The organism is Larkinella bovis (genome assembly GCF_042655385.1).
In the GTDB taxonomy this organism is placed as follows: domain Bacteria; phylum Bacteroidota; class Bacteroidia; order Cytophagales; family Spirosomataceae; genus Larkinella; species Larkinella bovis.
This window is the reverse complement of record NZ_JBHSMA010000006.1, coordinates 145455-171852: the sequence shown is the minus strand read 5'-3', so window position 1 is coordinate 171852 and position 26398 is coordinate 145455. Positions and strand designations below refer to the sequence as shown.

26 protein-coding genes are annotated in these 26398 nt (G+C 53.5%); 14 read left to right on the top strand and 12 right to left on the bottom strand.

The genetic code is table 11. The annotated features are described in order from the left end of the window. Nucleotides 1–12 precede the first annotated feature (12 nt). The gene (fcl, locus tag ACFPMF_RS18925) at nucleotides 13–954 is read right to left on the bottom strand and encodes a GDP-L-fucose synthase (RefSeq protein ID WP_379848271.1); all 942 of its coding nucleotides are present in this window, start codon (nucleotides 952–954) and stop codon (nucleotides 13–15) included. Between the two features lie 115 nt (nucleotides 955–1069). Here fcl and ACFPMF_RS18920 point away from each other — a divergent pair, with 115 nt between their 5' ends. Next, nucleotides 1070–2014 carry a toxin-antitoxin system YwqK family antitoxin gene (locus ACFPMF_RS18920; protein WP_379848269.1) on the top strand — a complete coding sequence of 315 codons (945 nt, stop codon included), beginning with the start codon at nucleotides 1070–1072 and terminating at the stop codon, nucleotides 2012–2014. A gap of 26 nt (nucleotides 2015–2040) precedes the next feature. Here ACFPMF_RS18920 and ACFPMF_RS18915 read toward each other — a convergent pair whose 3' ends face one another. From ACFPMF_RS18915 to ACFPMF_RS18895, 5 genes are read right to left on the bottom strand one after another with little or no spacing between them, the layout of a single operon-like run. Continuing rightward, complete coding sequence (locus ACFPMF_RS18915) at nucleotides 2041–3009, bottom strand: hypothetical protein (protein ID WP_379848267.1); 969 nt, start codon at nucleotides 3007–3009, stop codon at nucleotides 2041–2043. Nucleotides 3010–3039: 30 nt separating this feature from the next. Continuing rightward, complete coding sequence (locus tag ACFPMF_RS18910; protein ID WP_379848265.1) at nucleotides 3040–3351, bottom strand: hypothetical protein; 312 nt, start codon at nucleotides 3349–3351, stop codon at nucleotides 3040–3042. Nucleotides 3352–3389: 38 nt separating this feature from the next. Beyond that, nucleotides 3390–3830 carry a hypothetical protein gene (locus ACFPMF_RS18905; protein ID WP_379848263.1) on the bottom strand — a complete coding sequence of 147 codons (441 nt, stop codon included), beginning with the start codon at nucleotides 3828–3830 and terminating at the stop codon, nucleotides 3390–3392. Nucleotides 3831–3849: 19 nt separating this feature from the next. Then, nucleotides 3850–5568 (bottom strand): M56 family metallopeptidase, encoded by a 1719-nt coding sequence (locus ACFPMF_RS18900; protein ID WP_379848261.1) that lies wholly within the window; start codon nucleotides 5566–5568, stop codon nucleotides 3850–3852. Between the two features lie 2 nt (nucleotides 5569–5570). Continuing rightward, nucleotides 5571–5933, bottom strand: a complete 363-nt coding sequence (locus ACFPMF_RS18895) for a BlaI/MecI/CopY family transcriptional regulator (protein WP_134024829.1) — start codon at nucleotides 5931–5933, stop codon at nucleotides 5571–5573. 173 nt (nucleotides 5934–6106) lie between these two features. On the opposite strand from ACFPMF_RS18895, the gene ACFPMF_RS18890 reads away from it, so the two are divergent. Continuing rightward, nucleotides 6107–6580: a gliding motility lipoprotein GldH gene (locus tag ACFPMF_RS18890; RefSeq protein ID WP_379848259.1), complete on the top strand. Its 474-nt coding sequence runs from the start codon at nucleotides 6107–6109 to the stop codon at nucleotides 6578–6580. A gap of 1 nt (nucleotide 6581) precedes the next feature. Then, the gene (locus tag ACFPMF_RS18885) at nucleotides 6582–7211 is read left to right on the top strand and encodes an LON peptidase substrate-binding domain-containing protein (RefSeq protein WP_379848257.1); all 630 of its coding nucleotides are present in this window, start codon (nucleotides 6582–6584) and stop codon (nucleotides 7209–7211) included. 15 nt (nucleotides 7212–7226) lie between these two features. Here ACFPMF_RS18885 and ACFPMF_RS18880 read toward each other — a convergent pair whose 3' ends face one another. Then, nucleotides 7227–8363: an AI-2E family transporter gene (locus tag ACFPMF_RS18880; RefSeq protein ID WP_379848255.1), complete on the bottom strand. Its 1137-nt coding sequence runs from the start codon at nucleotides 8361–8363 to the stop codon at nucleotides 7227–7229. Nucleotides 8364–8532: 169 nt separating this feature from the next. Between ACFPMF_RS18880 and ACFPMF_RS18875 the strand changes: the two genes are divergently transcribed. The 5 genes from ACFPMF_RS18875 to ACFPMF_RS18855 all read left to right on the top strand — a co-directional run bounded on the left by ACFPMF_RS18875 (nucleotide 8533) and on the right by ACFPMF_RS18855 (nucleotide 12887). Further along, the gene (locus tag ACFPMF_RS18875; RefSeq protein WP_379848253.1) at nucleotides 8533–9393 is read left to right on the top strand and encodes an SdiA-regulated domain-containing protein; all 861 of its coding nucleotides are present in this window, start codon (nucleotides 8533–8535) and stop codon (nucleotides 9391–9393) included. Between the two features lie 428 nt (nucleotides 9394–9821). Then, complete coding sequence (locus tag ACFPMF_RS18870; protein WP_379848251.1) at nucleotides 9822–10076, top strand: hypothetical protein; 255 nt, start codon at nucleotides 9822–9824, stop codon at nucleotides 10074–10076. A gap of 285 nt (nucleotides 10077–10361) precedes the next feature. Continuing rightward, the gene (locus ACFPMF_RS18865) at nucleotides 10362–10967 is read left to right on the top strand and encodes a hypothetical protein (RefSeq protein WP_379848249.1); all 606 of its coding nucleotides are present in this window, start codon (nucleotides 10362–10364) and stop codon (nucleotides 10965–10967) included. A gap of 163 nt (nucleotides 10968–11130) precedes the next feature. Further along, complete coding sequence (locus tag ACFPMF_RS18860) at nucleotides 11131–11835, top strand: response regulator transcription factor (protein WP_379848247.1); 705 nt, start codon at nucleotides 11131–11133, stop codon at nucleotides 11833–11835. A 17-nt stretch (nucleotides 11836–11852) separates the two neighbouring features. Then, complete coding sequence (locus ACFPMF_RS18855) at nucleotides 11853–12887, top strand: sensor histidine kinase (protein ID WP_379848245.1); 1035 nt, start codon at nucleotides 11853–11855, stop codon at nucleotides 12885–12887. A 66-nt stretch (nucleotides 12888–12953) separates the two neighbouring features. Here ACFPMF_RS18855 and ACFPMF_RS18850 read toward each other — a convergent pair whose 3' ends face one another. After that, nucleotides 12954–13529 carry a DNA-3-methyladenine glycosylase I gene (locus ACFPMF_RS18850; RefSeq protein WP_379848243.1) on the bottom strand — a complete coding sequence of 192 codons (576 nt, stop codon included), beginning with the start codon at nucleotides 13527–13529 and terminating at the stop codon, nucleotides 12954–12956. Nucleotides 13530–13689: 160 nt separating this feature from the next. Between ACFPMF_RS18850 and ACFPMF_RS18845 the strand changes: the two genes are divergently transcribed. Continuing rightward, nucleotides 13690–14409, top strand: a complete 720-nt coding sequence (locus ACFPMF_RS18845; RefSeq protein WP_379848241.1) for an RluA family pseudouridine synthase — start codon at nucleotides 13690–13692, stop codon at nucleotides 14407–14409. Nucleotides 14410–14470: 61 nt separating this feature from the next. Next, nucleotides 14471–14770, top strand: coding sequence for a Dabb family protein (locus ACFPMF_RS18840; protein ID WP_379848240.1), 300 nt, complete (start codon nucleotides 14471–14473; stop codon nucleotides 14768–14770). 54 nt (nucleotides 14771–14824) lie between these two features. Here the strand turns inward: ACFPMF_RS18840 and ACFPMF_RS18835 are convergent, their stop codons facing one another. Both ACFPMF_RS18835 and ACFPMF_RS18830 read right to left on the bottom strand, forming a co-directional pair. Further along, entirely contained in the window at nucleotides 14825–16045 is a 1221-nt protein-coding gene (locus ACFPMF_RS18835; RefSeq protein WP_379848238.1) for a PSP1 domain-containing protein, read from the bottom strand. A 444-nt stretch (nucleotides 16046–16489) separates the two neighbouring features. Further along, on the bottom strand, nucleotides 16490–16915 hold the full coding sequence (locus tag ACFPMF_RS18830; RefSeq protein WP_379848236.1) for a hypothetical protein: 426 nt from the start codon (nucleotides 16913–16915) through the stop codon (nucleotides 16490–16492). Nucleotides 16916–17143: 228 nt separating this feature from the next. Between ACFPMF_RS18830 and ACFPMF_RS18825 the strand changes: the two genes are divergently transcribed. From ACFPMF_RS18825 to ACFPMF_RS18810, 4 genes are all read left to right on the top strand, one after another. Continuing rightward, nucleotides 17144–18433: a Gfo/Idh/MocA family protein gene (locus tag ACFPMF_RS18825; RefSeq protein WP_379848234.1), complete on the top strand. Its 1290-nt coding sequence runs from the start codon at nucleotides 17144–17146 to the stop codon at nucleotides 18431–18433. A gap of 5 nt (nucleotides 18434–18438) precedes the next feature. Further along, complete coding sequence (locus ACFPMF_RS18820) at nucleotides 18439–19365, top strand: sugar phosphate isomerase/epimerase family protein (protein ID WP_379848232.1); 927 nt, start codon at nucleotides 18439–18441, stop codon at nucleotides 19363–19365. A gap of 366 nt (nucleotides 19366–19731) precedes the next feature. Then, on the top strand, nucleotides 19732–20853 hold the full coding sequence (locus ACFPMF_RS18815) for a sialidase family protein (protein WP_379848230.1): 1122 nt from the start codon (nucleotides 19732–19734) through the stop codon (nucleotides 20851–20853). 12 nt (nucleotides 20854–20865) lie between these two features. Continuing rightward, nucleotides 20866–21648, top strand: a complete 783-nt coding sequence (locus tag ACFPMF_RS18810; RefSeq protein WP_379848228.1) for an SGNH/GDSL hydrolase family protein — start codon at nucleotides 20866–20868, stop codon at nucleotides 21646–21648. An 84-nt stretch (nucleotides 21649–21732) separates the two neighbouring features. On the opposite strand, the gene ACFPMF_RS18805 is transcribed toward ACFPMF_RS18810, so the two are convergent. Together ACFPMF_RS18805 and ACFPMF_RS18800 are read right to left on the bottom strand one after the other, a co-directional pair. Next, nucleotides 21733–23343 (bottom strand): M28 family metallopeptidase, encoded by a 1611-nt coding sequence (locus ACFPMF_RS18805; RefSeq protein WP_379848226.1) that lies wholly within the window; start codon nucleotides 23341–23343, stop codon nucleotides 21733–21735. Nucleotides 23344–23515: 172 nt separating this feature from the next. After that, nucleotides 23516–26215: a TonB-dependent receptor gene (locus ACFPMF_RS18800; protein ID WP_379848224.1), complete on the bottom strand. Its 2700-nt coding sequence runs from the start codon at nucleotides 26213–26215 to the stop codon at nucleotides 23516–23518. Nucleotides 26216–26398 lie beyond the last annotated feature (183 nt).

The following is a 26398-nucleotide window of genomic DNA, read 5'->3' as shown; positions in this document are numbered from 1 at the left end:
AATAACGAAATCTCACTCCACATACAGCTCCTCGTTCGCCAGGAAATCCTGGTAGGTCAGTTCCAGGCCGTCTTTCAGCGAAGTCGTGTGTTTCCAGCCCAGGGCGTGCAGTCGCGACACGTCCATGAGTTTGCGGGGGGTGCCATCGGGTTTATCGGTATTCCAGTGAACTTCGCCTTCGTAGCCCACCACCTGCTGCACCTGATCGACCAGTTCGCGGATGGTTTCGTCTACGCCGGTACCGATGTTCACAAACAGTTCGTCGTCGTAGTGTTCCATCAGGAAGAAACAGGCGTCGGCCAGGTCGTCGGCGTGCAGGAATTCCCGGCGCGGTGAACCCGTCCCCCAGACTTCGACCGCTGGCTGGTTGTTGACTTTCGCTTCGTGGAATTTCCGGATCAAAGCGGGCAACACGTGCGAATTCTGCAAATCGTAATTGTCGTTCGGGCCGTAGAGGTTGGTCGGCATGGCCGAAATAAAGTTGCAGCCGTATTGCCGCCGGTACGATTCGCAGAGCTTGATGCCGGTAATTTTGGCGATGGCGTAGGGCTCGTTGGTCTGTTCCAGAAAACCGCTCAGCAAATATTCTTCCTTCAGCGGCTGCGGAGCCAGTTTGGGGTAAATACAGGACGAACCCAGAAACAGCAGCTTTTTAACGCCCGTCCGGTACGACTGGTGGATGATGTTGGCTTCGATCAGCAGGTTGTCGTACAGAAAATCGGCCCGGTACGTATTGTTGGCCACAATACCGCCCACTTTAGCGGCTGCCAGAAACACATACTCCGGTTTTTCGGTGGCAAAAAAATCCTCCACGGCGGCCTGATTCCGCAGATCCAGTTCGGAAGAGGTCCGAACCAGTAGGTTTTCAAATCCTTCCGCCTGTAGTTTTCGAACAATCGCCGAACCGACCATGCCGCGGTGGCCCGCTACGTATATCTTCGCGTTTTTTTCCACAATTCGTTATTTTTGAACGAAGTTATGCACGGTTTTTGAGAAAATAAAACCCGATAAAAAGCGTTAAAGGAAAGGATTATTCCGTTCAGGCTGTTTAAGCTGATTTGATTGTTTCATGAAACGAATTGCGTTAACAGGGTTATTACTGGGAAGCGGTCTGCTGGGAATGGCGCAAACAACCACCTCGCCGGTCCAGAACTCGTTTACAACCGCCCAGGCGCCGGTTACCGAAAAATCGGCGAAAGACGACAAATCCGGGCCGTCGCTGGTCCCATCCGGTGTCGAAACGCTGGTGAGCGAAACGCTGCCGGATCTGGGCCTGAAAGTGAAGCAATTCAAGAAAGAACAGAAAGACAAAGCCGAACGCAAGAAAAAACAACGACTCGCCAAGACGGAATACGAAGGCCTGCCGATTGTGGAACAGTACACCAAGTTTGGCAGCGGGGACCGGACGATCATCGAGAAGTTCACGGTTTTGCGGCAATACCGGCAACCCAATCCGTACGTCCGCGAAACCTACTGGTTCGACCCCAAAGCCGGGCGTGTTTCGTCGGCGCTGATCAAAGACAAGGACAAGGTAATGATCCTGCACGGGCCGTATAAACGCTACCAGAACGGTATTTTGCTCGAAGAAGGTTTTTATTACGTCGGGGCCAAAGATGGTCGCTGGGAGAAATACGACGCCAATTTCATGCTGCTCGACAAGCAGAAATGGGACCGCGGTTTCCCGGCCGAAGCCGAAATCACCTACTACGATTCGGCGCATACGAAAGTGAAAGAAGTCGTGCCGAAAGAATACGGGAAAATTCACGGGCAATATATGGCCTTTTACGAAGGCGGCCAGCTGGCCGCCGAAGGCAAGTACGACCAGGGCGTAAAAGTCGGCCGCTGGACCGAATATTACCAGTTTCGGCGGCAACGCAAAAAAATCACGCAGTATGGCCGCGACCGCTGGACGGACGATTTTGAACCGTACGTCATCAGCGAGTGGGACGACAAAGGCAAAATCACCTACGAACGCCCGAAAGAAAAAGTAGTTGCCGAGGACGACGATCAATAACTTACCCCGCCCGACCCGGTTTTCGATCAAAAATCGCCGGAATAAAACGGGCTGAAGACGTAATAACTGCTGTCGCGCCGGGCGCGTTTCGGCGCAGTCTGGATGTAGAGTACGTACCGGGCCTCGCGTTTTCCGGCCCGCAGCCAGGCCGTATACGGTCGTTCCCGGGTATAGAGCCGATCGATCTCGCGGACGTGGACGGTTTCCACCTCTTTCACCGCCACCGGAAGGCCATTGATGTAAACGTCGATGTCGTTGATAAACTCGTCCTGCACCTTCAGATGCTGGTTCTTCAGTCGCTTGACGAACACATTTTTATACCCGAAAAAAGTCGCTTCCAGCACTTTATTCATCGTAAACGTATTGGAAGCGCCCAGCGGATGGTCGGAAAGGATGGCGGCTTCCAGCAGGTTGACCAACTCCTGCCGACCGGGTAAGAAGGCAATCGGCTGATCGCTGATCTGAAGCAGAACACGGTACGGTTTCGGATCGTACTCGTCGGCCCCCTCAAACTGGTGCAGCACAAACAGCTCTTCAATGTAATCGACCTTCAGGTTCGCCAGCAAATCTGCCGATGCTTCTTTGCCGTTCAGGTAAACCAGCGTCTGCTCGCGGTAGGGTTCGGTCAGCGTCAGCACCCCGTCTTTCAACCCCAGAATAAACGGTTCGCCGTATTGCAGCACGGATTCGGCTTTTCGCTTGCTTTTCGTTTGATGGTACGTCAGCAGCCGGCCCCAATGCACACTCGATTCAAGGTTGTCGACCATCACGCGCGTAGGGTTCGACAGCGGAATCGAAGGAGGTGCAACGACGGCCCGCTCCTCCTGCCGCCAGTTCTGACAAGCCATCACCAGCCCGACCGTGACGATCCAGAGCAGGAAATACCGCCACCAGCCCGCACCGGACGGAGTACTGTTCATCATCTGAATCCGGCTCTTCAAACCGGCATATTCAAAATGATTCGTGAACGAATAATGGTATTGGCGAGGCTTCATACGGTTAAAAAGGAACGATCCTGTCCCGACTTACGGGTTCAGAAAAAGCTGCACGTACCGTTTCTGCCGACCCGGGCCGGCGGTTTCGTCCCGAACGTCTTTCACAATAACGGTATGCAAATGCTCCGGCTGCACGCCATCTATTTCACTGGCATTCACCTCCTTGCCGTTGATCAAGAGCGTAACATTGTCCGGGTGGTAAAGCTGAACCCGGTTTTCGGCATTGATGAAAACGCCCATGCCTTCATTCCGGCGGCCCCGGTTTTCGAGTAGCCACTGGCCGGTGATTGTCCGGCTGCCGCCCGGGCCGGCTTTCTGATTTTTCAGGATGAAATACGCCATCCGGTTTTCGGCCACCCGCCCGGCAACGGCTTTTTCATCTAAAGCCGCTCCCCTTTCCGCATGGCGTACCGGCCCCGTTTTTCCGTCCCAATCACCGTAATTTCGGCCAGATCCTTCACCGAGTCCCCGGCAGCCACCGGTTCGGAAGCCAGCGCCAGCGCTGGGGCGGTTTTGCCGCCGGTTTTTGAATCGACGCTCGGAACGGTGCGTTTTCGGACCGTCGTGGGCCGGACTACGGCCGGTTTCGGCGCCGGTTCTTGTGTTTTCCAGATCAGGGGCGCGTTTTTGTGTTTTTCCACGGCGGCCATCGTCGTTACGAGAGCCGTCACCGCGAGAAGAAAGGTATACACCGGCCACGACCGGTGGTATTTCGTTACCTGATTCATCATCCGAATGCGGTTTTTCAGAAACCGGGAACCAAACCGGTTGACGAACCGAAACTGTTCGGGTTGTTGCGAAAAGGAAGGTCTGGGCTTCATACGCGTCGGAGAAAAGCGGTTATTGGGCCAGCAACTGGCGTTTTGTTGTGACAACGACCAGGACTTCGGTCTTGAAAAGCGGTTTGATCATTCCGATTTGATCCCGGTCAAAAACCGCAACCGCCAGCTTCTCGGTTGGGGCCAACTGGCGGAACTGGGCGTACGTTCCCGGCAGGCCATCGATCAAAAACGTTACGTCTTGCTGCTGGCTCACGGTCAGCGGCTGTTGCTCCCAGAGTCGACGCCCGAGTGCAAGAACAGGCGGCTTGACCGAGAAAATAGCATCGACAATTTTGCCATCGAGGGTCGTGGCTCCGTATTTCCCGGCCGGTCCAAAGCGCCGGATCGCTTCCTGCGCCGTCAGGGAACTGCGCTTAAAATCAGGGCGTGTTCCGAAACCGAAGGGCTGCCCGGGGCGCATTTTCAACAGCCGTCCGTTCAAGACGACAACCGGTTTTTCGCGTTCCCAAAGTGCGTACAGGGTATCGGGCAAGAGCATGGGCTGTTGGGTGGTTTCCACCACAAACGGTTGCGACGGATGGGCCTGATGAGCCGACAGCACGAAGGGTGGAAGTTGCCGGCTTGTTTTGGTGATCACGTTGTTGCCCCTTTTCACTTCCACCGAAATATAGTCGATCAAACCCGCCCGATTCCGATCCGCCCGATACTGCATCGTCATGCCTTTATCGGCAAAAGCGGCCTGCATTACTTCCAGATCCTGCGCTGTCGTCACCGAAGTGATCAGGCCAAAAACGCCAAACGGACCATCTACGACGTACTTGGACACGGTTTTGGGCACGTTGAAGGCGGTGCAGAAAAACAGCACCATCCCCCCGAAAAGCAGGTACAACCCGCCAACGCCCCGCGACCGCGACCGGTTCATCATCCGAATCCGGTTTTTCAACTGGTGCTGATTGAACGGGTTGGTAGCCGGCCGCACCGGCATCTGGCCGGACAGGCTCGCTTTCAGCAAATAATACTGGTACGCTTTTTTCTCGACCCCCTCCTCCAGCACTTCCCGGTCCACCAGGTATTCCAGATTTTCCTGCACCAGCTGCTGGTGCCACCACGCAAACGGGTTGAACCAGAAAACGATGCGCAGCACTTCTGCCGACAACATATCCAGACTGTGCCACTGGCGGCTATGCACCCGTTCGTGGTGCAGAATCTGCTCGAGTTCGTCCGGTTCGTACAAAACCGGGTTCAGCACAACCCAGCGAAAAAACGAAAATGGCGAACCGATTTTCGCATTGGTAACCAAGCAAATACCCTTGTCCCACGAGCGTTCCGACCGCATAATCAGCCGGGTCAGCGACGCGAGTTGAAGCCCTAACCGTCCCGCCAGAAAAATGCCCCCCGCCAGGTAGACCCACAACGCCAGCTTCGGCCAGTCGAACGGCGTTTCGACCGGTTCCGTGGTGATGAACTCATCGGGTACCCGGTTTTGCGGTTGCTGCCCCCCTGGAGCCACCTGCGCCGGTTTCAGCCGCGACCAGTCCAGAACGCTCCAGTCCGACACCCGCAGGTTCGGCACGGTTTGCTGAACCAGGTTCCGGACGGGCGCGGGCCGGAAATCGGGCAGCTCGACCAGCGGCAGCAGGAGCGCCAGCGCCACGTTCAACACCAGCAGATACCGGTTCAGGCCAAACCAGGTGGCCCGGCGGAGCAACAGCCGGTAGCAGAGCGTCAACACCGCCAGGATCAGGCCCGCTTGCAGGAGATAAATCAACAGGCTCATGGCTACTGCCCCTTCTCGATCATCGTAATGATTTCTTTCAGCTCATCCACCGAAATCTTATCCTTTTTGGCAAAATAACTCACCAGATTCTTGTAGGAATCATCGAAATAATCGGACACGACTTTCTTCAGCACGAAGCGGTTCTGGTAATCTTCCTTGCTGATGATCGGGTAGTATTCGTGCGTGTTGCCATACGCCTGATGGCCCACATACCCTTTTTCTTCGAGGTTGCGAATGATGGTTGAAACGGTATTGTAATGCAGCGGAGGATCGGTAAAGTAGGGCAGCATGTCTTTGACAAACGACTGCTCGACTTTCCATAACACCTGCATAATTTCTTCTTCTTTAGCCGTTAACTTTTCCATTGTGCTTGTTTTAGGTTATTTCGAAAGCAAATTAGTGTCCCGATGACGAATATAAAATGGTTTGGGTAGTTTGCAAACTATTTTCATAGTTTTTTATCATACTCAATCACCCCGGCGTTTCGTTTGAAACTTATCAGGACGGTCGTAGCTTTGTACAAAACCGTTTCTATTCCATGAAGAAATTAACGATAGGGTTACTGGCGGGTCTGGCGCTGTGGCTGGCTGGCTGCGATGAGAAGGCGGTTTACAAGGGAATTGACGACATCAAAGACGGCACCTGGTACATCAACAATGCGCCGGAATTCACGTTTGAGATTGCGGATACGACCCTGGCCTACAATATTTATTACAACATCCGCAACAGCGTTTCCTATCCGTACTATAACCTGTACATCCGTCGTTATCTGCTGGACGGCGACGGGAAAATGCTGGAATCGAAACAGGATGAACTGACGCTCCTCGACCCGAAAACCGGAAAACCGTACGGCGACGGCCTGGGCGATTTGTTCGATCACCGGATTAGTATGATCAAGAAATACCGGTTTCCGCGCAGCGGCAAATACACCATCCGCCTGCGCCAATACATGCGCCAGAACCCCCTGCCGGAGATTTACAGCGTGGGGGTGTCGGTGGAAAAAGATTTGTAGTATGGACATTTATTTGCCTTTATTCCCCCTGAACCTGGTTGTTTACCCCAACGAAGACCTCAACCTGCACATTTTCGAAGAACGGTACCGGCAACTGATCAACGAATGCCTGGAAACCGGCCAGACCTTCGGCATTCCGGCTTTTATCAACAACAAACTGCGCGGCTACGGCACGGAAATGAGCGTTACCACCCTGCATAAACGCTACGACGACGGCCGGATGGACATCAAATCGAAAGGGCACCGGATTTTTAAAATTGCCCACTTCGAAAACCCGGCGCCGGGCAAGCTCTATGCAGGTGGCAACGTGGAACTTGTGGAAACCGAGCCCGAAACCGGCAACCACCTGAACGAGCTGATCGTGAAACTAACCCGGCTTTACCGGCTGCTCCAGATCAAATCCGACCTTGACGAAGAAACGCCCCTGCTGTCGTTCCGGGTGGCGCACAAGATTGGCCTGTCGGTGGAAGAAGAATACGAGTTATTGACCTTTCCGCGCGAAAATGAACGCCAGCGGTTTCTGATCCGACATCTGGACCGGGTGTTGCCCGTGGTGGCCGAAATGGAACGGACCAAAGACCGCATCAAGATGAATGGGCATTTCAAAAACCTGGACCCATTGAAGTTTTGAGGGTCCGGGGCCGGATTAATCCACCAAATCTTTCACCTTCTTCGGCAATTTGTCCGTTAGCTCTTTTACGTTTAATGGCCTGGTTTTCTGCCGTTCGGCTTCACCAAGCAGATAACCGTACGGTTTGAGCGGCTCAATGGCGTCAAAAACCACCTTGAGAATGGCCGTCATCGGCAGCGCCAGAATCAGCCCGGTAACGCCCCATAACTGGCCCCACAGCAACAGGACGATGATGGCCGCCAGAGGGTTGATACTGACTTTCGAGCCGACAATGTACGGTGTAATGAAATTCCCTTCCAGAATCTGGACAAACGAAAATACCCCGATCACGCCCAGTGCGACCAGCGGATTGTCGTTGGTCAGCAGCGTAAACAGGGCCGGCAGCAAGGATCCGATCAAAATCCCGATGTACGGAATCAGGATCATGAACGCGCCCAGAAACCCGAAAAAGACGGCGTAATCGATGCCAAGAATCAGCAGCCCCACCGTGTTCAGGATACCGACAATAAGGATCACCGATACCAGCCCGACCAGGTAATCTTTCACAACATTATAAATCCGGGAAAAGATAACGTCGATTTTCGCCCGCTTCGTGCTCCGGAATACTTTATAGAAAAACGCCCGGAAAAAGTCGCGGTACAGCATCAAAAAGAAAATGTACAGCGGAACAATCGAGATCGTGGACAGGGTGTTGGTTGTAGCCAGCAGCGTGGAAGTCAGGAAGGACCCGCTCTCCCGAATCAGGTTGTTGAAGTATGTACGGGCCTCTTCGGCGATTCTGGTCCGTTCGATATGAAACCGGTCTTCGCCGAACGTTTGCAGCCGGTCCAGAATCTGATTTCCGCGTTCGATCAGCCGGGGCGCTTCGGCGGTAAAGCTGGCAATTTGCAGCGAAACCAGGTAGAAAAGCAGGTACAGAAAACCGATCACAATCACCAGACACACCAGAATGGCTGGTACGCGCGGCACCCGCCAGCGTTCGAGCCGGTGGTTGATCGGGTACAGAATCATGGCAAACAGTACGGAAAAAACCAGCGGTACCAGCAGTTCCTGCATGGCCGACAACCAGTAAACCAGAATGGTCGTGATGATCAGCACGCAGGCCAGCCGGACGTACGATGGTAAATTGACCTCAGGAACTTTGTTTTCCATATTTTTGACGACGGTATTCGGTTTACAGTATTCAGTTTACGGTTTTCGGTATACGGTTCACGCCGGGGCCTCGCGACGGTAGCTGACGTATTCCGGTTAGCGTATTGTGATTCACGAATCCGTCAGAAACAGAATTCCGTACCCCGAATACCTAAACCGTATACTGTCAATGAACTCCTTTCTTCTCTTCCTGTTCTCGCTGAAAGTAACGCTTTGCTCCTGCCACGCGGAAAACAAACGCAGCGGTTTTCGCAGCGGCCGTTCGCAGTACGCGGTTTCGCGGGTTGGTCGACTGGCTGCGGTCGTCAACGAAAGTTCGGGTCTGGTCTATCGGCCCAATCGCCGGACGTTCTGGACGCATAATGATAGCGGAGGCCGCCCCACGCTCTACGAGGTTTCCGGCGACGGATCGCTGGTTGATTCGCTGGCCCTGCCGATGCTCAAAAACCAGGATTGGGAAGCCCTGACGAGCCAGGACACGACCGTTCTGTTCATCGGCGATATCGGCAACAACGCCAACGCCCGGCGGCAGCTCAGCATTTACCGAATCAATCTCCACCATCCTAACGATTTTCAGCCCATAACGTTTCAGTATGCCCGCCAGCAAACGTTTCCCGCATCGAAAGATACACGTAATTTCGACAGTGAAGCCCTGTTTTTTGCCAACGACAGCCTGTTTCTGGTTTCTAAAAACCGTTCGAAGCCCCGGCGGCTGGTCAGCCTGTACGGTTTTCCCGCCCAAACCGGAAACCATACGCTGGAGCCCGTTGACAGTGTTTTCCTGAAAAGCATGGTGACCGATGCCACCCTCAGCCCCGACGGCCGGACGCTGGCGGTTTTGACTTACGGCAAGATTTTTCTCTTCGAACAAAAATCCAGTCGGATCAGTTTTCAGAATCCAACCCACTGCCTGCGAATTCCGCGCGGCCAGACAGAGGGCCTTACGTTCGTGAACAACACGGACCTGATAATGACCAACGAAAGCGGAAAGATGTATTTCATCAAAAAACGAACGAAGCATTCTGAATGAAAATCTATTCCCTGAAAACCTACGCTCCGGCTGCGGCTCCCCCTTTGGATGCGGAGCCGAAACCGGATTTTATCGCGTATTTGTATCGAAAGTTAGTTTTCGGTTAGCAAGAGGGGCAGAGCGTGTCGGATGTCATGCCACTAGACGCCGGTTACGGTTTCTGTCTGTCATGATTTAAAGGATTGTTTGACTGATTTAAAGATGTTAAATAAACTATGTTGTCCTGCAAAATAAACAGACAACCCTGGCATCCGTTTTGCTCGCGCAACTATCAGACAATTAAAGAAATAACTAAGCCGAAAGCACCAGAAAACCGCCTTTGACGGACTGGATTTTGTCTCAAAGCAAACCCTCCGTTCAGGATCGCAATCCTATTCACCACCGCTCCTTCAGTACCAACATTATGGGAGCTTAACTTTACTCAGGTTATGCTAATTCGAGGTTACTACTGTACCGAAAAAAAATGTCAGGTTTGGCTAAAGCATACGCCCCAGCCGGATTTAACGATTATTCCCGCTCACGTTCGCTCCCAATTGGGAGCCTTGGAAAAAATTGGCTCCGCCGAATTGATTGACGATTCCAATTTTGCCCGGACGATCGAAAAACAAGGGTACTGCCTGACAAAAAACACCGTCATTTTCGAAGCCGAGCGAAAGGCATTGGCCAGTGCTTACGCTTCATAGACTACGCCCTCGTAGCGTTGATTATAACCGAAAGGTCGTTTCACTTTATTCTTCTTTCTGAAAGCCGGGAATGTATGCAAAACCGTATGCTTCCCGGCTTTTTCAGGCATCAGCAATCGGCTACCAGCTCGCTTTAAACTCTAACCCATTTCCCCGAAACACAAAACCGGTTTTTCATTCCTCGATGGCTGGTTACTAATTGTTCGTATTTTTTATATTTGTACAACACACTCTTGTCTGTCTTTTTGAAGCCCTTATGAATCCTGTCGTAAACGGTCGGTTATCATGAAAAACAGCTTCTACTTTTTTCTGGCGCTTGTCGGATTGTTGAGCAGCCAGTGTACGCGCCACGAGATCGCAGCTCCCAATCCACGCACTCCTCGCATTGATTACGATCAGGTCAGTACGCAGCTCATGCAGGATCTGGCAACGAAAATCACCGGTACGTGGATCCTCCAGAAAGTGCTGGTTAAACACAATCCCAGGATTTACAACCGTACCTTCGTCAAGCTCACCCGCGACAGTACGTTTATCAATCTGGCCCGGTTGACCATCCGGCCGGCGGCTGTTCCCCGCAGTTCGCCCCGGGACCTGCGACGGGGAGAATACGACGGAGCGATTGAATACGGTGGCAAAACCTACCCGGTTCAGTTTGATATCCGGGCGCACCATACCTGGCTGGTCAATAAACAAGGGCCGCAGGGACTCTTTTTGTTTCAATACCGGTTTCCCGACGGTTCCTCGCATACCGTCGAGCCGGAAGAAGCCTTTCTGGCAGACCTGGGGTTGATCAACGACAATTTCTCGCTGGAGGTCGGCAACGAACAGTCTAAAATGGTCTGGCGGGGTCTGAACCGGGGCGTTGAACAAATTGACCTGGTGCGGCAGTAACCGCTTCGTTTTCGGCCGGCTGCCGGCCTTCTTTTCAGGCTCTCCGAATAGCAGGTCTACTACCGTCTTTTTGTATTAAGTTTTTGTTAACAATGCCGTTACGTTCGTAAAATTGCTGACATAGCACTTACCTTCGGGTCTGAATACACCAACAAACCTACGAATGAGTGCCGCCAAAACCGCTCAGCAACTTCACCGTGTGCTGGTTGTCGACGACGATCCGGACATTGTCGAGATGCTGCAATACAATCTGGAAAAAGAAGGCTACGACGTTCGCACCGCGCCCGATGGCCGCAAAGCCCTCGACATGGCCCGCACTTTTATCCCCGAACTGGTCCTGCTCGATATCATGATGCCCCAGCTCGACGGGATCGAAACCGGTCGCCAGCTCCGCACCATGCCCGACCTGCGCCAGACGTTTATTCTGTACCTGACGGCCCGCTCCGAAGAGTATTCGGAAGTGGCGGCCTTCGAAATCGGTGCCGACGACTACATTACCAAGCCCATCAAACCACGGGCGCTGATGAGCCGCATCAACGCCCTGTTCCGGCGCGAAGCCCAGAAAGCGGATCCGGGCGAAAAAATTGAGATTGGGGGCCTGGTGATCAACCGCCTGAACTACACCGTGACCACCGCCGACAAAACCGTGGTGCTGCCCAAAAAGGAGTTCGAACTGCTGTTTTTCCTGGCGTTGTCGCCCAACAAAGTGTTCGGTCGTGAAGAATTGTTGCAGAAAATCTGGGGTGTCGATATTTACGTGCTCGAACGGACGGTCGATGTCCACATCCGGAAACTGCGCGAGAAAATCGGCGAGAATTACATCAAAACCCTGAAGGGCGTCGGGTATATGTTCAATTCCGAAGGATAAGGGGTTATCTTTACTTCATGTCGTTCAGCCCCCGTGTTATTGCCTTTCTGCTGGCCGGTCTGATTTCGGCCCTGACCGTCGCGTTCCTGACCTTCGTGGAAGGCGTTACCACCAGTATGCTGTTTGTGGTGGCCATTTCGTCCCTGGTCGTTTCGTTCTTTCTGATTCTGTACGCCATCGAAATTCTGGTGTTTCGGGAAGTGAACAAACTTTACAAAACCATTCACAAACTGCGGATGCGGGATTTTTCGCTATCGCGCAGCACCATTGTCAAGAGCAACAACCCGTTCCGGAAGCTCAACGACGAGATTTTTGTCTACGTCGCCCGCAAGCAAAAGGAAATCGAGGAACTCCGGCGACTCGAACAATTCCGGCGCGAGTTTCTGGCCGACATTTCCCACGAACTGAAAACCCCGGTTTTTGCCGCGCAGGGGTTCATTCACACGCTGATCGACGGGGCCATCGACGACGAAAACGTGCGGGACAAGTTTCTGTCTAAAGCCGCCAAAAGCCTCGACGGTCTGGATGCCCTGGTGAAAGATCTGGTGGCCCTCTCGCAACTCGAAACCGGCGAAATCAAGATGAATTTCGAGCCGGTGGATCTCTACCAGATCACGCTGGAAGTGTTTGAACAACTGGAAAATACCGCCAAAGCCCGCAAAACGACGTTAAAAATCAAATCGGATCCGCCCGGTGCGGTGCTGGTGAAAGCCGATCCGCAGCGCATCACGCAGGTCCTGACCAACCTGATCGAAAACGCCATTAAATACGGCAACGAAGGCGGCAAGGTCAACGTCAGTTTTGAAGAAGAAAAGAAACAGTACGTGGTTCAGGTCCGCGACAATGGTCCCGGTATTCCGCCCGAGCACCTCAACCGCATCTTTGAGCGGTTTTACCGCGTTGATAAAAGCCGTTCGAAAGAACGGGGCGGCACGGGTTTGGGGCTGGCCATTGTGAAGCACATCCTGAACGCCCACAAGTCGAAAATCACGGTCATGAGCAAACCCGACAAGGGCACAACCTTCAGTTTCAAGCTCGAAAAAGCCGATTGATTCGCTATGTAGAATTTGCAATCCTGCATAACTCAGATGCGGATTTCAAATCCGCGACAGGTAGCGTCAGGACTGCAAATCCTGACGAGCAACACGAACAATGGCCCATACCGGTTTGGATTCCAGCACGTTGGCATACACCGCGCAGTCGGTCGAATGCGCGCCGGGCAGGAAACCGATGCTCATCAGAAACTCGTTGACGATTTCACCACCCGTAAACCGGAACGTCTTTTTGAAGACTTTCACCCATTCTTCTTTGGTTTTGGGGTGATGATGTTCCAGCCATTTCTCAAACGAACCGTACTCTTTTTGCAGCAGCAGAATGGTTCTGGCGTTTTCAATGGCAGCATTTATCTTCAGTCGATTGCGAATGATGCCCGCATCAGCCAGCAGCCGGTCGCGGTCGGCATCGGTATAAGCCGCTACGGTGGGGATATCAAAATTATCGTAGGCTTTCCGGAAACCGGCTTCCTTTTTCAGGATTGTTTCCCAGCTCAAACCGGCCTGGTTGATTTCCAGCACCAACCGGCAAAACAGCTCGTTATCGTCGTGGATCGGAAAACCGTACTGGTGATCGTGGTAAGCCTGGTGGAGCGCCTTTCGGTCGGCGGTCATGGTGTCAATAGCGCGGCAATAGGACATTTTTTCCGGAAGTTGTGATGGCAAAAATAAGCAGGATACGGGGGATTGATGTCGTTAAAACAATGGGTTTTTCTTGATTCATACCCCATCCCAACTCCCGTTTTGCCGCCGGGAATCTTTTTGGTTTGGATAGCATTCTGTTGTTCAGGACCTTTGTAGCATGAAACTGAATTTTGAAGATCTGATTCTGTTCGAGAACGACGATTATATTCTGATTAACAAACCGCCGAACATTGCCTCGCTCGACGAACGGAACGCCGATAAGTCGCTGAGTATCCTGCGGATGGCCAAAGCCTACCACCCGGATGCGCAGCTTGGACACCGGCTCGACAAAGGCACCTCCGGCATTCTGGCGATTGCCAAAAACCCGGCGGCCTACCGACACCTGGCGATGCAGTTCGAACACCGCGACGTGACGAAACGCTACCATGCCGTCGTGGACGGTGTGCATGATTTTGATGGCGTGTCGGTTTACCTGCCCATTTCGCCCATCAAAGATGGCACCGCCGTTAAAATTGACCGCCAGAAAGGCAAAGATGCCGAAACGATTTTTAACACCCTGAAAGTATTCCGGCTGCATACGCTCGTGGAATGTATTCCGATTACGGGCCGGATGCACCAGATTCGGGTGCACCTGATGTGCCTGAAAGCCCCCATTGCCAACGATCCGACCTACGGCGGCAAACCGGTTTTCCTATCCGAACTGAAGCGGAAATTCAACCTGAAAAAAGACACGGAAGAACAGTCGCTGATTCAGCGCGTGGCCCTGCACGCTCGTTCGCTCACCTTTGACCTGCTCAATGGCGAACGGACGGTTTTTGAAGCGCCCTATCCGAAAGATTTCGACGTACTGGTGAAGCAGTTGGAGAAAAATAGTTAGTTTTCCGACTCAAAACCCGTTACCACAAAACCGTACCGAAAACCGGTCGAACCGAAAAACCATGTTTGTTCATACCGTTTATTTCTGGCTCAACAACCCCGGCAGCGACGAGGATCGCCAGGCCCTGCGCGCCGGTCTCGAAACCCTCAAAGGCATTTCGCATTTTGAAGCCCTGTACATTGGAAAACCCGCCGAAACGCGCCGTCCGGTGATCGATCACACTTACGACTGGTCACTGACGTATATTTTCCGGGACCAGGCCGCCCATGACGCCTATCAGGAAGACCCCATTCACCTGAAGTTCGTGGAAGATTGCGCGCGCTACTGGCAGCGGGTGGTCGTATACGATGCCGTCGAATAAAAACCGTTTTCGAAAAACGACAAAACCCGGTTTTGAGCCGGGTTTTGTCGTTTTTCAGGAAGCTTTGCCTTTCTCCGGACGTCCGTTCGAAGCCGCCGGGGCTGCGTTTGGCCCACCCCCTGCTGCCGGTTTTTTCTTTTTCCGTTTCTTCTTCCGATCGCTCCGGTCGCTGAATTTCTTATCCAGTTTTTCCAGATCACTGTTGAGCGAGGTAGCTCCTTTGGCACCTTCCTTCTTTTCCGCCACCGGTTCCAGCAGATCGAACGATTCGGGAATGATGCTCTGTTTGTTCAGTTCCTGAATCTGGAGCACACGCTCGATCGACAACGGGTACCAGGTGCTTTCCGTATTATAGCCAAACCACATGATTCGGCGGAAAATATCGGTTTTCTGGAGCGATGCCCGGCCCTTCTGCGTTTCGAGCGGTTTTTCCACCTGCGGAATGTCCTTGAGCGCATCCATGTAAGTTTCCAGCTCGTAGTTCAGGCAGCACTTCAAGCGGCCGCACTGACCCGATAACTTACTGGGATTCAGCGACAGATTCTGGTACCGGGCCGCCGAGGTTGTGATGTTTTTGAAATCCGTCAGCCAGGTCGAGCAGCAGAGTTCGCGCCCGCAGGAGCCAATTCCGCCGAGCCGCCCGGCTTCCTGCCGCAGGCTGATCTGCCGCATTTCGACCCGGATTTTGAACTCTGCGGCCAGCATCTTGATCAACTCCCGGAAATCGACGCGCTCGTCGGACGAATAGTAGAACGTAGCCTTGGTGTTATCCGACTGGTATTCCACATCAGACAACTTCATGTTCAGTTTCAGCTCTTTCACCACTTCACGGGTGCGGTACATGGTCGTCAGGTCGCGGGCAATCGCCTGCTCGTGTTTTTCCATGTCTTTCGGCGTAGCAATCCGGTGAATCACTTTCAGATCGTCGGAAAACGGAATGTTTTTCTTCAGCATCTGCAACCGCACCAATTCGCCCTGCAGCGAGACGCAGCCGATATGGTAGCCAGTCTGCATTTCGCAGACGACAAAATCGCCGGTGGTCAGGTCCAGCTGGTGCGGATTCCGGTAGTATTCTTTGCGCCCTCCCTTGAATTTCACTTCCACGGCTGCGTCGTACCGGCGGGTGGAGGGCGTCTCCATGTTACTCAGCCAGTCGAACACATTCATTTTATTGCAGCCCCCGGTGCCACAGGCACCATTGTTTTTACATCCTTTCACGACTCCAGCCGCGTTTTTTGTGCCGCAACCGCCGGTCGTGCATGATTTGCATCCCATTACTCGATCTATCGTTAAGACGGGGCCGCCCGTACGGTTAGGAGTCAGGAATCAAGAGTACCACGTAAAACCGCATCGGTCAGCGCTTCCTTTACACGGGCGGCCCCGTCTTGATTCTCAACCCAATCTGACCCGGAATCGCATTTCATATAGATCCCGAACCCAGACAAATCTGCAATCCTTTCCCTGCTTCAGCAACGGAATTGCGGTTAAAATTGCCAAAAAGAACCCGCCTACTCCGCTCCGCAAGAACCTTCAATGATTGATTACGAATCGTTTACTGAACACGTTCCAGAGTAAATGTAGTCTAATTTAGTACAACGAAAATAATAAATTACAGGACATTTTTAGTGACTGGTTGTCCAAAGCCGGAAAATATAAAACAAAGGGCCGAAGTTTTCACCCCGGCCCACTGGATTCTTCCTGTTAAAATCGGCAAGCTGCTTACTTTTTGGCTTCAAATGTCGTCACGCTGACCCGAATGACGCGGTCGGGCCTTTCCTGCACTTCCATCTGAAAGGTTATCTTTTCTGCTTTGCCTTCCAGCGTGATCGTCGCGTGTAGTTGCTGGCCGGCATCCTCACTAAAGACCGCCTTCATAACCGTCCTGCCCTCCTTGTACGGAACGCTCCAGGCGCAGGTGTTGGACTCAATCTTGCCCGTCATGACCCGATCCGCGTTGCCCGGCCAGATTTTGATCTCGGTTTTGCCAATTTCGATGGTACTTTGCTCATCCACCGACCGTTGCACCGCCCCGGTATTGTCCAGGTATTCGGTTTTGGAAGTGGTAATCTTTACCTCCTGGTCGCATTGGCCGAAACTTGCCAGCGCACTGACCAGCAGCGGCAGAAATACTGCTAACGTTTTCATAAGTACTTGTTGGTTAAAGGTGAAGGGCCAAAGGTACAGTCTGTCAAGGCTATTATGCAAAACATAGTACCTTTTATTACAAGCCTATTTGACAGGAGGTTTTAGAACCGGATAAATGGCCGGGTTCAGGAAGGCGGTTTTCAATTTTTGACTTTCCCGCCCAGACTGGTTATCTTTCCGGGAAAATCAGAGTTGATCCCCTTCAGTTATCCTTAAATTTCCTTCCACATGAGTACTTCCCGTCGAGACATTTTAAAAATGACCGGCATGGCTTTAGCCAGCAGCGTTTTGCCTTCCATCACCATTTTGCACCCCAACCGCGCCTTTGCGGGTCCGAACAGCGACACGCTTAAAGTAGGTTTGATCGGATGCGGAGGACGCGGTTCGGGTGCCGCCATGCAAGCCCTGAAAGCCGATCAGAACGTGATCTTGCACGCGGTTGGGGATATTTTCAGCGATAAAATGGAAGATTCTCTGACGAACCTGCGGAAAATTCACGGCGACCGCGTTAAGGTGGATGACGGCCATAAATTTCTGGGCTTCGACGCCTACAAAAAAGTGCTGGAGTCGGGCGTTGACGTGGTGATCCTGGCTACGCCCCCGCATTTTCGGCCGGAACACCTGATGGCCGCCGTTCAGGCAGGCAAGCACGTTTTCTGCGAAAAACCGATGGCGGTCGATGCCCCCGGCGTTCGCAAAGTGCTGGAAGCGGCTAAAATCGCCAAGGAGAAAAAGACGTCGCTGATGTCGGGTTTCTGCTGGCGGTTTCACGAACCGAAACGGGCCACGTTTGAGAAAATTCAGGACGGTGCCGTCGGCGACGTCATCACCGCTTACAATACCTACAACACGGGTACGGTTTGGTCACACGCCCGTAAACCGGGCTGGACGGATGCCGAGTACGTATTCCGGAACTGGTATTACTACACCTGGCTGTCGGGCGACCACCTGGTGGAACAAGCTATCCACAGCGTCGATATGATGTCGTGGGCGTTCGGCGACAAACTGCCGCTTTCGGCCGCCGGAACCGGGGGCCGTCAGGTGCGGGTCGATCCAATTTACGGCAATATTTACGATCACTTTGCCATTACCTACGAATACGAAGACGGTGCGAAAGGGTTCCACTTCAGCCGCCAGCAGGTCAACTGCGAGGGTAGCTACATGTGCGAAGTCCTGGGCACGAAAGGCCGGGCCGTGGCGAACGTATCGCGGAACGTACACGAAATTACGGGCCGGAAAAAATGGAAGTACAACGGCGTTTCCAACGATATGTACCAGACCGAGCACGACGAACTGTTTGCGGCCATCCGGAAAGGCGATGTGATCAATCAGGGTGAAGCCATGGCCAACAGCACGCTGCTCGGTATCATGGGCCGGATGGCGGCCTATACCGGCCGGCGGATTACGTGGGATGAAGCCATGAATTCGACCGAAAAATTAGGTCCCGATACGTATAGCTTTGACATGACTCCGCCCGTTGTGGAAGTTGCCCGACCCGGTATTACCACCTTTTCCTAACCCCCATGCACCGTAGAGAATTTCTGAAAAACGGCTCGCTGGCCGCCGTAGGCGGTTTTGCAGCGATTGAATCGACGCCAACTCTTTTAAAACCTTTCGTTAATCCGACGGCTCCCGCCGGAGCTGCCCAGCCGATGGTAAAAAAAAGCCTGAAGTGGGGAATGGTGAAGGAAGATCTGTCGATTCTCGATAAATTCAAACTCCTGAAAGACCTGGGATACGATGGCGTGGAACTGGATACGCCCAACGACCTCGACATGAAAGAGGTCCTGAACGCCCGCGACAAAACCGGTCTGGAATTACCCGGTACGGTCAATTCGTTTCACTGGAAATCCCCGCTCTCCGACCCCGACCCGAAAGTTCGGGAAGCCTGCGTGGAAGCGATGAAAAAATCGTTGCAGGACACGAAGCAGTACGGCGGCACAACGGTTTTGCTCGTTCCGGGCGTCGTAAAAGCCAACGTCAGCTACGAGGACGCCTACAAACGCTGCCGGGAAGAAATCCGGAAACTGTTGCCGGTAGCCGAAAAAACCGGGGTCAAAATTGCGTTTGAAAACGTCTGGAACAGCTTTCTGATCAGTCCGCTGGAAGCCGCCCGGTTTGTCGACGAGTTTAAACACCCGATGGTCGGCTGGTATTTCGACGTGGGCAACATCCTGCGCTACGGCTGGCCCGCCCACTGGATCGAAACCCTCGGCAAGCGGATTCTGAAACTGGATCTCAAGGAGTTCAGCCTGAAAAAACAGCAGGAAGAAGGTCTCTGGAAGGGCTTCGATGTTGAGTTTATGGAAGGCGACTGCAACTGGCCGGAAGTAAACAAGGCTCTCCAGAAAATCGGTTATTCGGGCTGGGCCTCCGCCGAAGTCAACGGGGGCGACCGCACCCGGCTGCTCACCATCCGGGAGAAAATGGATGCGATCTTTAAAGCGTAACGCTTCTTTCTGTAGGGTTGAAACGGATACCGCCAGGGGTCGGGGCCTTCCGACCTTCTTCGGGCGGGCCCTCCTTCAACATCCGGAATAGATTTTAATGCAAAACGGGGTTATTGATGCATTCAATGGCCCCGTTTTTATAAGGGGCCGAAAAAACGTGTTCAAAAACCGGGAACCGTAAACTCTGAAACATCTCGTTGCCGGTCATGTCGTTGGCCGGGAGAAAAGTGACCGGTGATAAAGAGTGATTTTGCTGATCGAAAATCGCTAATCAGGATTTCCAAATTCCGATCCTAGCTGCTACGGATTTGCAATCCGAGCGAAATGAGTTTACTTACCAACAGAATTTATAATCCGTTAGCACCCATGACCAAACCGATTTATAACCTGCTCCTTCTTGCTGCGCTCCTGGTCCTGTGCTTCCAGTCGTTGCGGGCGCAGGACGAAACCAGTTCCAGCGTCGTTTTGCAACTGGACCCCGGCCCTGATAACCCGCGCAACAGCGAAGGCGATTTTGTAACCCTGAAAGACGGACGGATTTTGTTCGTGTACAGTCGTTACACCGGCGGCTCCACCAGCGACCACGCGCCAGCCTATCTGGCGGGGCGGTTTTCGAGCGACGGCGGCAAAACCTGGACGCCACAGGATCAACGGATTGTGGAAAGAGAAGGCGACATGAATGTGATGTCGGTCTCGCTGCTGCGGTTGAAAAATGGCAACATTGCGCTGTTTTACCTGAAAAAGAACTCCGAGCAGGATTGTATTCCGCAACTTCGGATTTCGGGCGACGAAGCCAAAACCTGGAGCGCGCCCATTCCCTGCATCACCGACAAACAGGGTTATTTTGTCCTGAACAATAGCCGGGTGATCCAGCTCAAAAACGGGCGGTTGCTCATGGCCGTGGCCCTGCACCGCTCGCTGAACGGCAAGTGGCAGAACAAAGCCACGCTCTACAGTTACTATTCCGACGACAGCGGAGCTACCTGGAAACCGGGCGAAGCCGTGCCCAACACCACCGACATCATTACGCAGGAACCGGGTGTTATTGAGCTGAAGAACGGTACGATCATGATGTTCATTCGGGCCAGCGGGGGCGTTCAGCAATTGTCGTATTCCAAGGATAAAGGCCATTCGTGGAGCCACATCGAACCGAGTACGCTGAAATCTCCGCTGTCACCCGCGTCCATTGCCCGGATTCCCTCAACCGGCGATCTGCTCGTGGTCTGGAACAACAACGACGGCAGCAATCCAGCCCTGAAAGACAAACGCACCCCGCTGACCGTCGGCATTTCCAAAGATGAGGGCAAAACCTGGCAGCACGTCCGCAACATCGAAACCGACCCCGATGGCTGGTATTGTTACATTGCGATTCATTTTGTGGGGAAAAAGGAGGTATTATTGGAATACTGCGCCGGTAGTCAGCAGAAGAAAACCCACTTGTCCGTGGCCCGGATCAACCGGCTGAGCCTGGCGTCGCTGTACCATTAACCCGATTTGGCCATGAAAAACTACTCGATTTCGCGCCGGAAATTCATCCGGGCAGCTGGCGTCGGAACCGCCCTGCCGTCGGTCTGGACCCCGGTTTGGTCCGAAGCCGCCCGGCACCCGAAAACCGTCTCGGATCTTGAATCCGTCAAAACGTTGCTGACCCGCAAAGAGCCGGGTATCTGGGTGTTTACGGGCGACAGTATCACCCATGGTGCCAAGCACACGCACGGTTTTCGGAGTTATCCCGAAGTATTTGCGGAACGGCTTCGCTGGGAATTGAAGCGGGTGCGCGATCTGGTGATCAACACGGGCATCAGCGGCAACACCACCACCAACATTCTGGATGATTTCGACTGGCGGGTAGCACAATTCAAACCAGCCGTCGTCTCGCTCATGATCGGCACCAACGATTGCGCCCGGAAGGGTTTGACAACGGCGGTTTTTGAGCAGAATCTGAACACGATTGTTGGGAAAATCCGCGATCTGGGCGCGGTTCCAATTCTGCATACACCTAACCCGATCATTCTGGCCAAAGCCCCGGAACGCAAAACCTTGCCGGAGTATATACCGGTGATTCGCCGGGTGACGGACGCGCAGCAGGTTATTCTGGTGGATAATTACGCGCATTGGGAAACCGCCACCGGCGTCGATGTAAACCGGGAATGGCTGAACGATCCACTGCATCCGGGCGGGCGCGGGCATCAGGAAATCGCCCGGTTACTGTTCCAAACCTTGTCCATTTTTGACGCGAAGGAACCCACCTGCGGAGGCCCGTATTACGAAGGAGATCATTGAAAGGATTGTGGCTGAACAACGAACCGGGCGTTTGCCGGGCCCATAGGGGCTGCTGACAGCGGGCGTCCACGGTGAAGAGTAACCCTATTTCTTCTCCCGAATCACCTTGAATTCCGAGCCGGTTTTCCAGCCGGGAAAGGAGGATTCGTTGCTCAGTCGGTAGCCGACGTTGAAGAGCAATTGCATGTCTTCGATGATTCCCGACAAGTCCCAGGACGACGAATATTCGTCGGAGGGCGCGTGGTAGCGGTTCAGGTTGTGGTCTTCGAGTTGCGCTTTGCCCCAGGCTTCACCGTTTTTGACCGAATTGACCCCGGTTTTTAAATACAGCGCCGGAACGCCCACCTTCGCAAAATTGAAGTGATCGGACCGAAAATAACTGCCCGCCGACGGGTTGAAATCACCCCGGATGGTCCGGCCCTGCTTCGTCGCTTCCGTGGCCGCGTAGTCTTCCAGGTCGGATTGCCCTTTGCCCACCAGCACCACATCCTTCGTCCGGCCGATGGGAATAAACGCATCCATGTTGAGGTTGGCGACGGTTTTGTTCAGCGGAAAAACCGGGTGCGTCGCGTAATATTCCGACCCCAGCAACCCCTGTTCCTCGGCCGTTACGGCCAGAAACAAAATGGAGCGCGCCGGTTTTTTCTTCCGTCTGGCGAACGTTTCAGCCAGTTCGAGCAAAGCCGCCGTTCCCGATGCGTTGTCCGATGCGCCATTGTAAATCGAATCGCCTTTGATGGCTTCGCCCTTGCCCAGGTGGTCCCAGTGCGACGTATAAACGATATATTCGTTTTTGCGACTTGTGCCGGGGAGCAATGCCAGGACGTTCTTTGAGGTCGATTTCGTAATCTCGTTGTCGATCACCAGCGAGGTCGTTACGCCCAGTTTGACGGGTTTAAAACCGCGTACGCCCGCTTCCCGGAACAGTTCTGGCGACACGCCCGCCAGTTTGAACAGACTTTTGGCCGCATCCAGCGTTAGCCAGCCTTCCACAATGGCTTTTGATTTGTTGCCATCGGCGGTTTCCAGATACAGTTTCGACTTGGAGAAACTACTCCGCACCACCGACCAGCCGTAGCTGGCGGCTTTCGACTCGTGGACAATCAACACCCCGGCGGCTCCTTGGCGGGCGGCTTCCTCGTACTTATACGTCCAGCGACCGTAATAGGTCATGGTGTTTCCTTTGAATAGGGTGCTATCGATCTGCCCCGGATCGTTCACCATCACGACCACTATTTTGCCTTTCACATCCAGCCCGGCATAATCGTTCCAGTGGTATTCGGGTGCCACAATGCCGTAGCCCACAAACACCAGTTCCGCGTCGGTGACTTTCACCTGCTTCTGAACGTGTGGCGTGGTGGCGACGAAATCATCCAGGTTTTTGAGCGAAACCGTCCCGGTTTTGCCTTTCAGCACCAGTGGTCCGGCCGGTTTGGACGCAATTGTCACCATCGGGACCTCCTGAAAATAGCTTTTGCCGTTGCCCGGTTGCAGGCCCGCTTTCTGAAAGGCGGTTTTCAGGTACTGCACGGTTTTCTCCTCCCCCGCCGTTCCCGGTTTTCGGCCTTCAAAGGCATCCGAAGCCAGCACCTGAATGTGTCGGGTAAACGCCTTGCCGTCAATTTTGACGCTGTCGGCGGTGGCAAACACCTGGTTTGCGGTTAACAACAGAATAAAAATAAGAAGTCGGTGCATACAGTATCCACGGACCGTCGGGCGGCCCATCGTCCGGGTTGAAGTCAGGAAAATTACCTCCTCCAAGTTACTATACACCAACCAAAGTAGAAAGAGGATCCGTAAACGGCCCCTCGCTTAAAAACACTATATTCCTCTCTGATCTTTTCTCTTTTGTCTGACCATCGACGATCTAGAACTCATTTTCGCCCGGTGTTTCATCCCGATCTCGGTCCTGATCGCGGTCTTTTTCACGCACGACCTGCTTGCTGAGCCGGTAGCTGAAACCGATGAAGCCAATGCGGCTTTCGCGTTTGTTGCGGCTGGTCGAGACGAAGTTGGGGCCGAAACTTTCGTTCCGGAACTGCATTGTGTTGAAGATATCGCTGACCCGCAAACTCACCGTTCCGCGCCCTTTCAGTACGGATTGTTTTACCCCGATATCAACGTTGGTGATGGCTTTGATGGTACCCTGGGCCACAATGAACGGCGAACGGTAATTGAACGCCACCTGAATATCGGTGCCCTTCCGGGGGTTCATGTTGGAGGTGACGCGGGCCGTCCAGCTCCGGTTGGTACGGGTCAGAATGCCCGGCACGTCGGCGCTGGCCTGAATGTTTCGCTGAAAAAACGAAAAGTTACCGTTGGCTTTCCACCAGCGCGTAATCTCCTGACTCAAAACCAGTTCCAGCCCGTAGTTCTGGGAGCGGTTCAGGTTCAGCGACGTTTGTTCGGTAATGCCATCGGGGCGCAAAACCCGGTAACTGGTGATTTCGTTGTTGGTCTGGCGGTAAAACAGCGTAGACGTCAGCGTGGTGTTTTTGCCATACAGCAAATGGCTGATCTCGAACGAATTGATCAGTTCCGGGTTCAGGTTCGGGTTCCCAAACCGGATATTCAATGGATCCGACAAATCGATAAACGGATTCAGCGACCAGGTCGAGGGCCGGTTGATGCGCCGGCTGTAATTGATCTGCATTTTCTGCGATTCGCTCGCGTTGTAATTCAGGAAAACGCTGGGAAACAGATACAGATAGTCGCGCCGGTTTTGCACATTGGTCGTTCGCTGGTCGGTTTCAATAGCCGTATATTCCGTCCGCAGGCCCACCTGATAACTGAATTTCTTAATCTCGTTGCTAAAATTGGCATAGGCGGCACTCGTCCGTTCGTCGTAGATAAAATTATTGCTGATGGCCGGATTAATGGTCCAGCCGCCATCCAGCAGGTTCTCGAAGGTGTAGTCCGACCCCAGCCGCCGGTACGTGTGTTTCAAACCGGCTTCCAATTTCTTTTTGTTCTTCATTGGCTCGACAAAATCCAGTTGCAAAACCGCCACCCGGTTATCCCGGCTGTTGTCGGCGCGTTGCTGGCCGATCAGAAAATTGGGCGTCACCAGGTTTTCGGGCAAGGTCGTCGTGTTGCTGAAATTTTGGTATTCGGTGCTACGGTTGTTCGACAGAGTGGCGTCGAAACTCAGCTCGCGGCCCTGTTTGTCGAACGTCCGGCGGTAACCAAAGGCGTAATCCAGGCCCCGCTCCGGTTCGGTTTCCAGCGTATTCCGGGTGGTTTGCCCGAGCGATGTCCGGCTGTCGTCCTGGGTATTAAACACTTCCACCTCCGTGTCGCGGCTGTATTCAGGCCGGTACATCACCGAAGCCGTGATGTTGTCGCGGGGTGACAGTGTGTAATCGAACCCAGCCCGCAGGTTGTTGTTCACCCGCCGACGAATGGCGTCGTTGCGCTGCGACAGGTAACTGACCGAATCCTCGAACAGGTTCTGCCGGTCCGAAATCCGGTACTGAAACCGCCGGTCCGCCCGGAAATTATAGCTACTGAACAGATTCAGTTTTTTAAACCGCGAATTCAGGTTGATTGATGCGTTGTATTTGTCGCGTGTTCCGACGTTCATCTGCACATTGCCGTTAAAACCGGCTCCCCGTTCTTTTTTCAGGATAATGTTGATGATTCCGGCAGCCCCATCGGCATCGAAACGCGAGGAGGGATTGGTAATCATTTCGATCCGCTCAATGTTGCTGGCCGGAATCTGGTCCAGAATCGCCTGCCGATCCAGCCCCGTCAACCCCGACGGTTTACCATCGACGAGCACAATGACGTTGCTGCTGCCGCGCAAACTCAGCGTTCCGTCCACATCCACCGTCACCGACGGCACATTCTGCAAAATATCGATGGCCGAACCGCCCTGGGCAATCGGCAACTGATCGACATTGACAATCTTGCGGTCGAGCGAATATTCATACGCCTGCCGCTGGCCCTGCACCGTTACCTCCTGAAGCTGCCGGGCGGTTTCGGTGAGCGCAATATTCCCCAGATCCACCACCGGTTTGTCGTCGCTGATCACGATGCGCGGAATGCGTTTGGCGGCAAAACCGAGGCTCTGGATGAGCAGGTAATAGGCATCCGGAGCCAGATTCGTGATCTGGAAAAAGCCTTTTTCGTCGGTCAGGGCACCGGTGACTGAACTCGAATCCCGCGACCGAAACAAGCCAATGCTGGCGAATTCTACGGGCTGGTTTTTCCCGCCCTGGGGTGTAATCAGTTTCCCGCTGATCCGGCCGTTCCCCACGGTAACGGAAGCCGCGCTGGCCGGACGGCGCCCGGGTGTCCCGGCGTTTTGGACGGGTGTTCCACTGGCGGGGAGCGTCGGCTGCGCAACCGGTTGCGGTTGTACCGAACGGACGGTATCAGGACGGTCGGCAACGTTGTACTGCGTCGTATCCGGTCGGGTTGGCGCAACGGGTCGGGTCGTATCCGGCTCCAGTCCGATCCCCTCCATCATAGCACTGGACACCGCCGGAGGCTGCTGCGCCTTGACCGTATTCGATACCCACCAACCGACCCAGACCAGAAAAAAAGCAACCAAAAAGGTTTTCATGATGCGGAATAAAGAAATTGTATTGATCTAATACCGAACCCTTCCAATGGCGATTTTCAGAAAAACCGCGTTTCGATCCCACCAGCCGGATTTTGTGCCTTTTCTTCAAAAAACCGGCACACAACCGCAAAAATTGGTAAAAAAGAGCCGATTATTCGTCGTATCTGAGTACTTGAGGCCCTA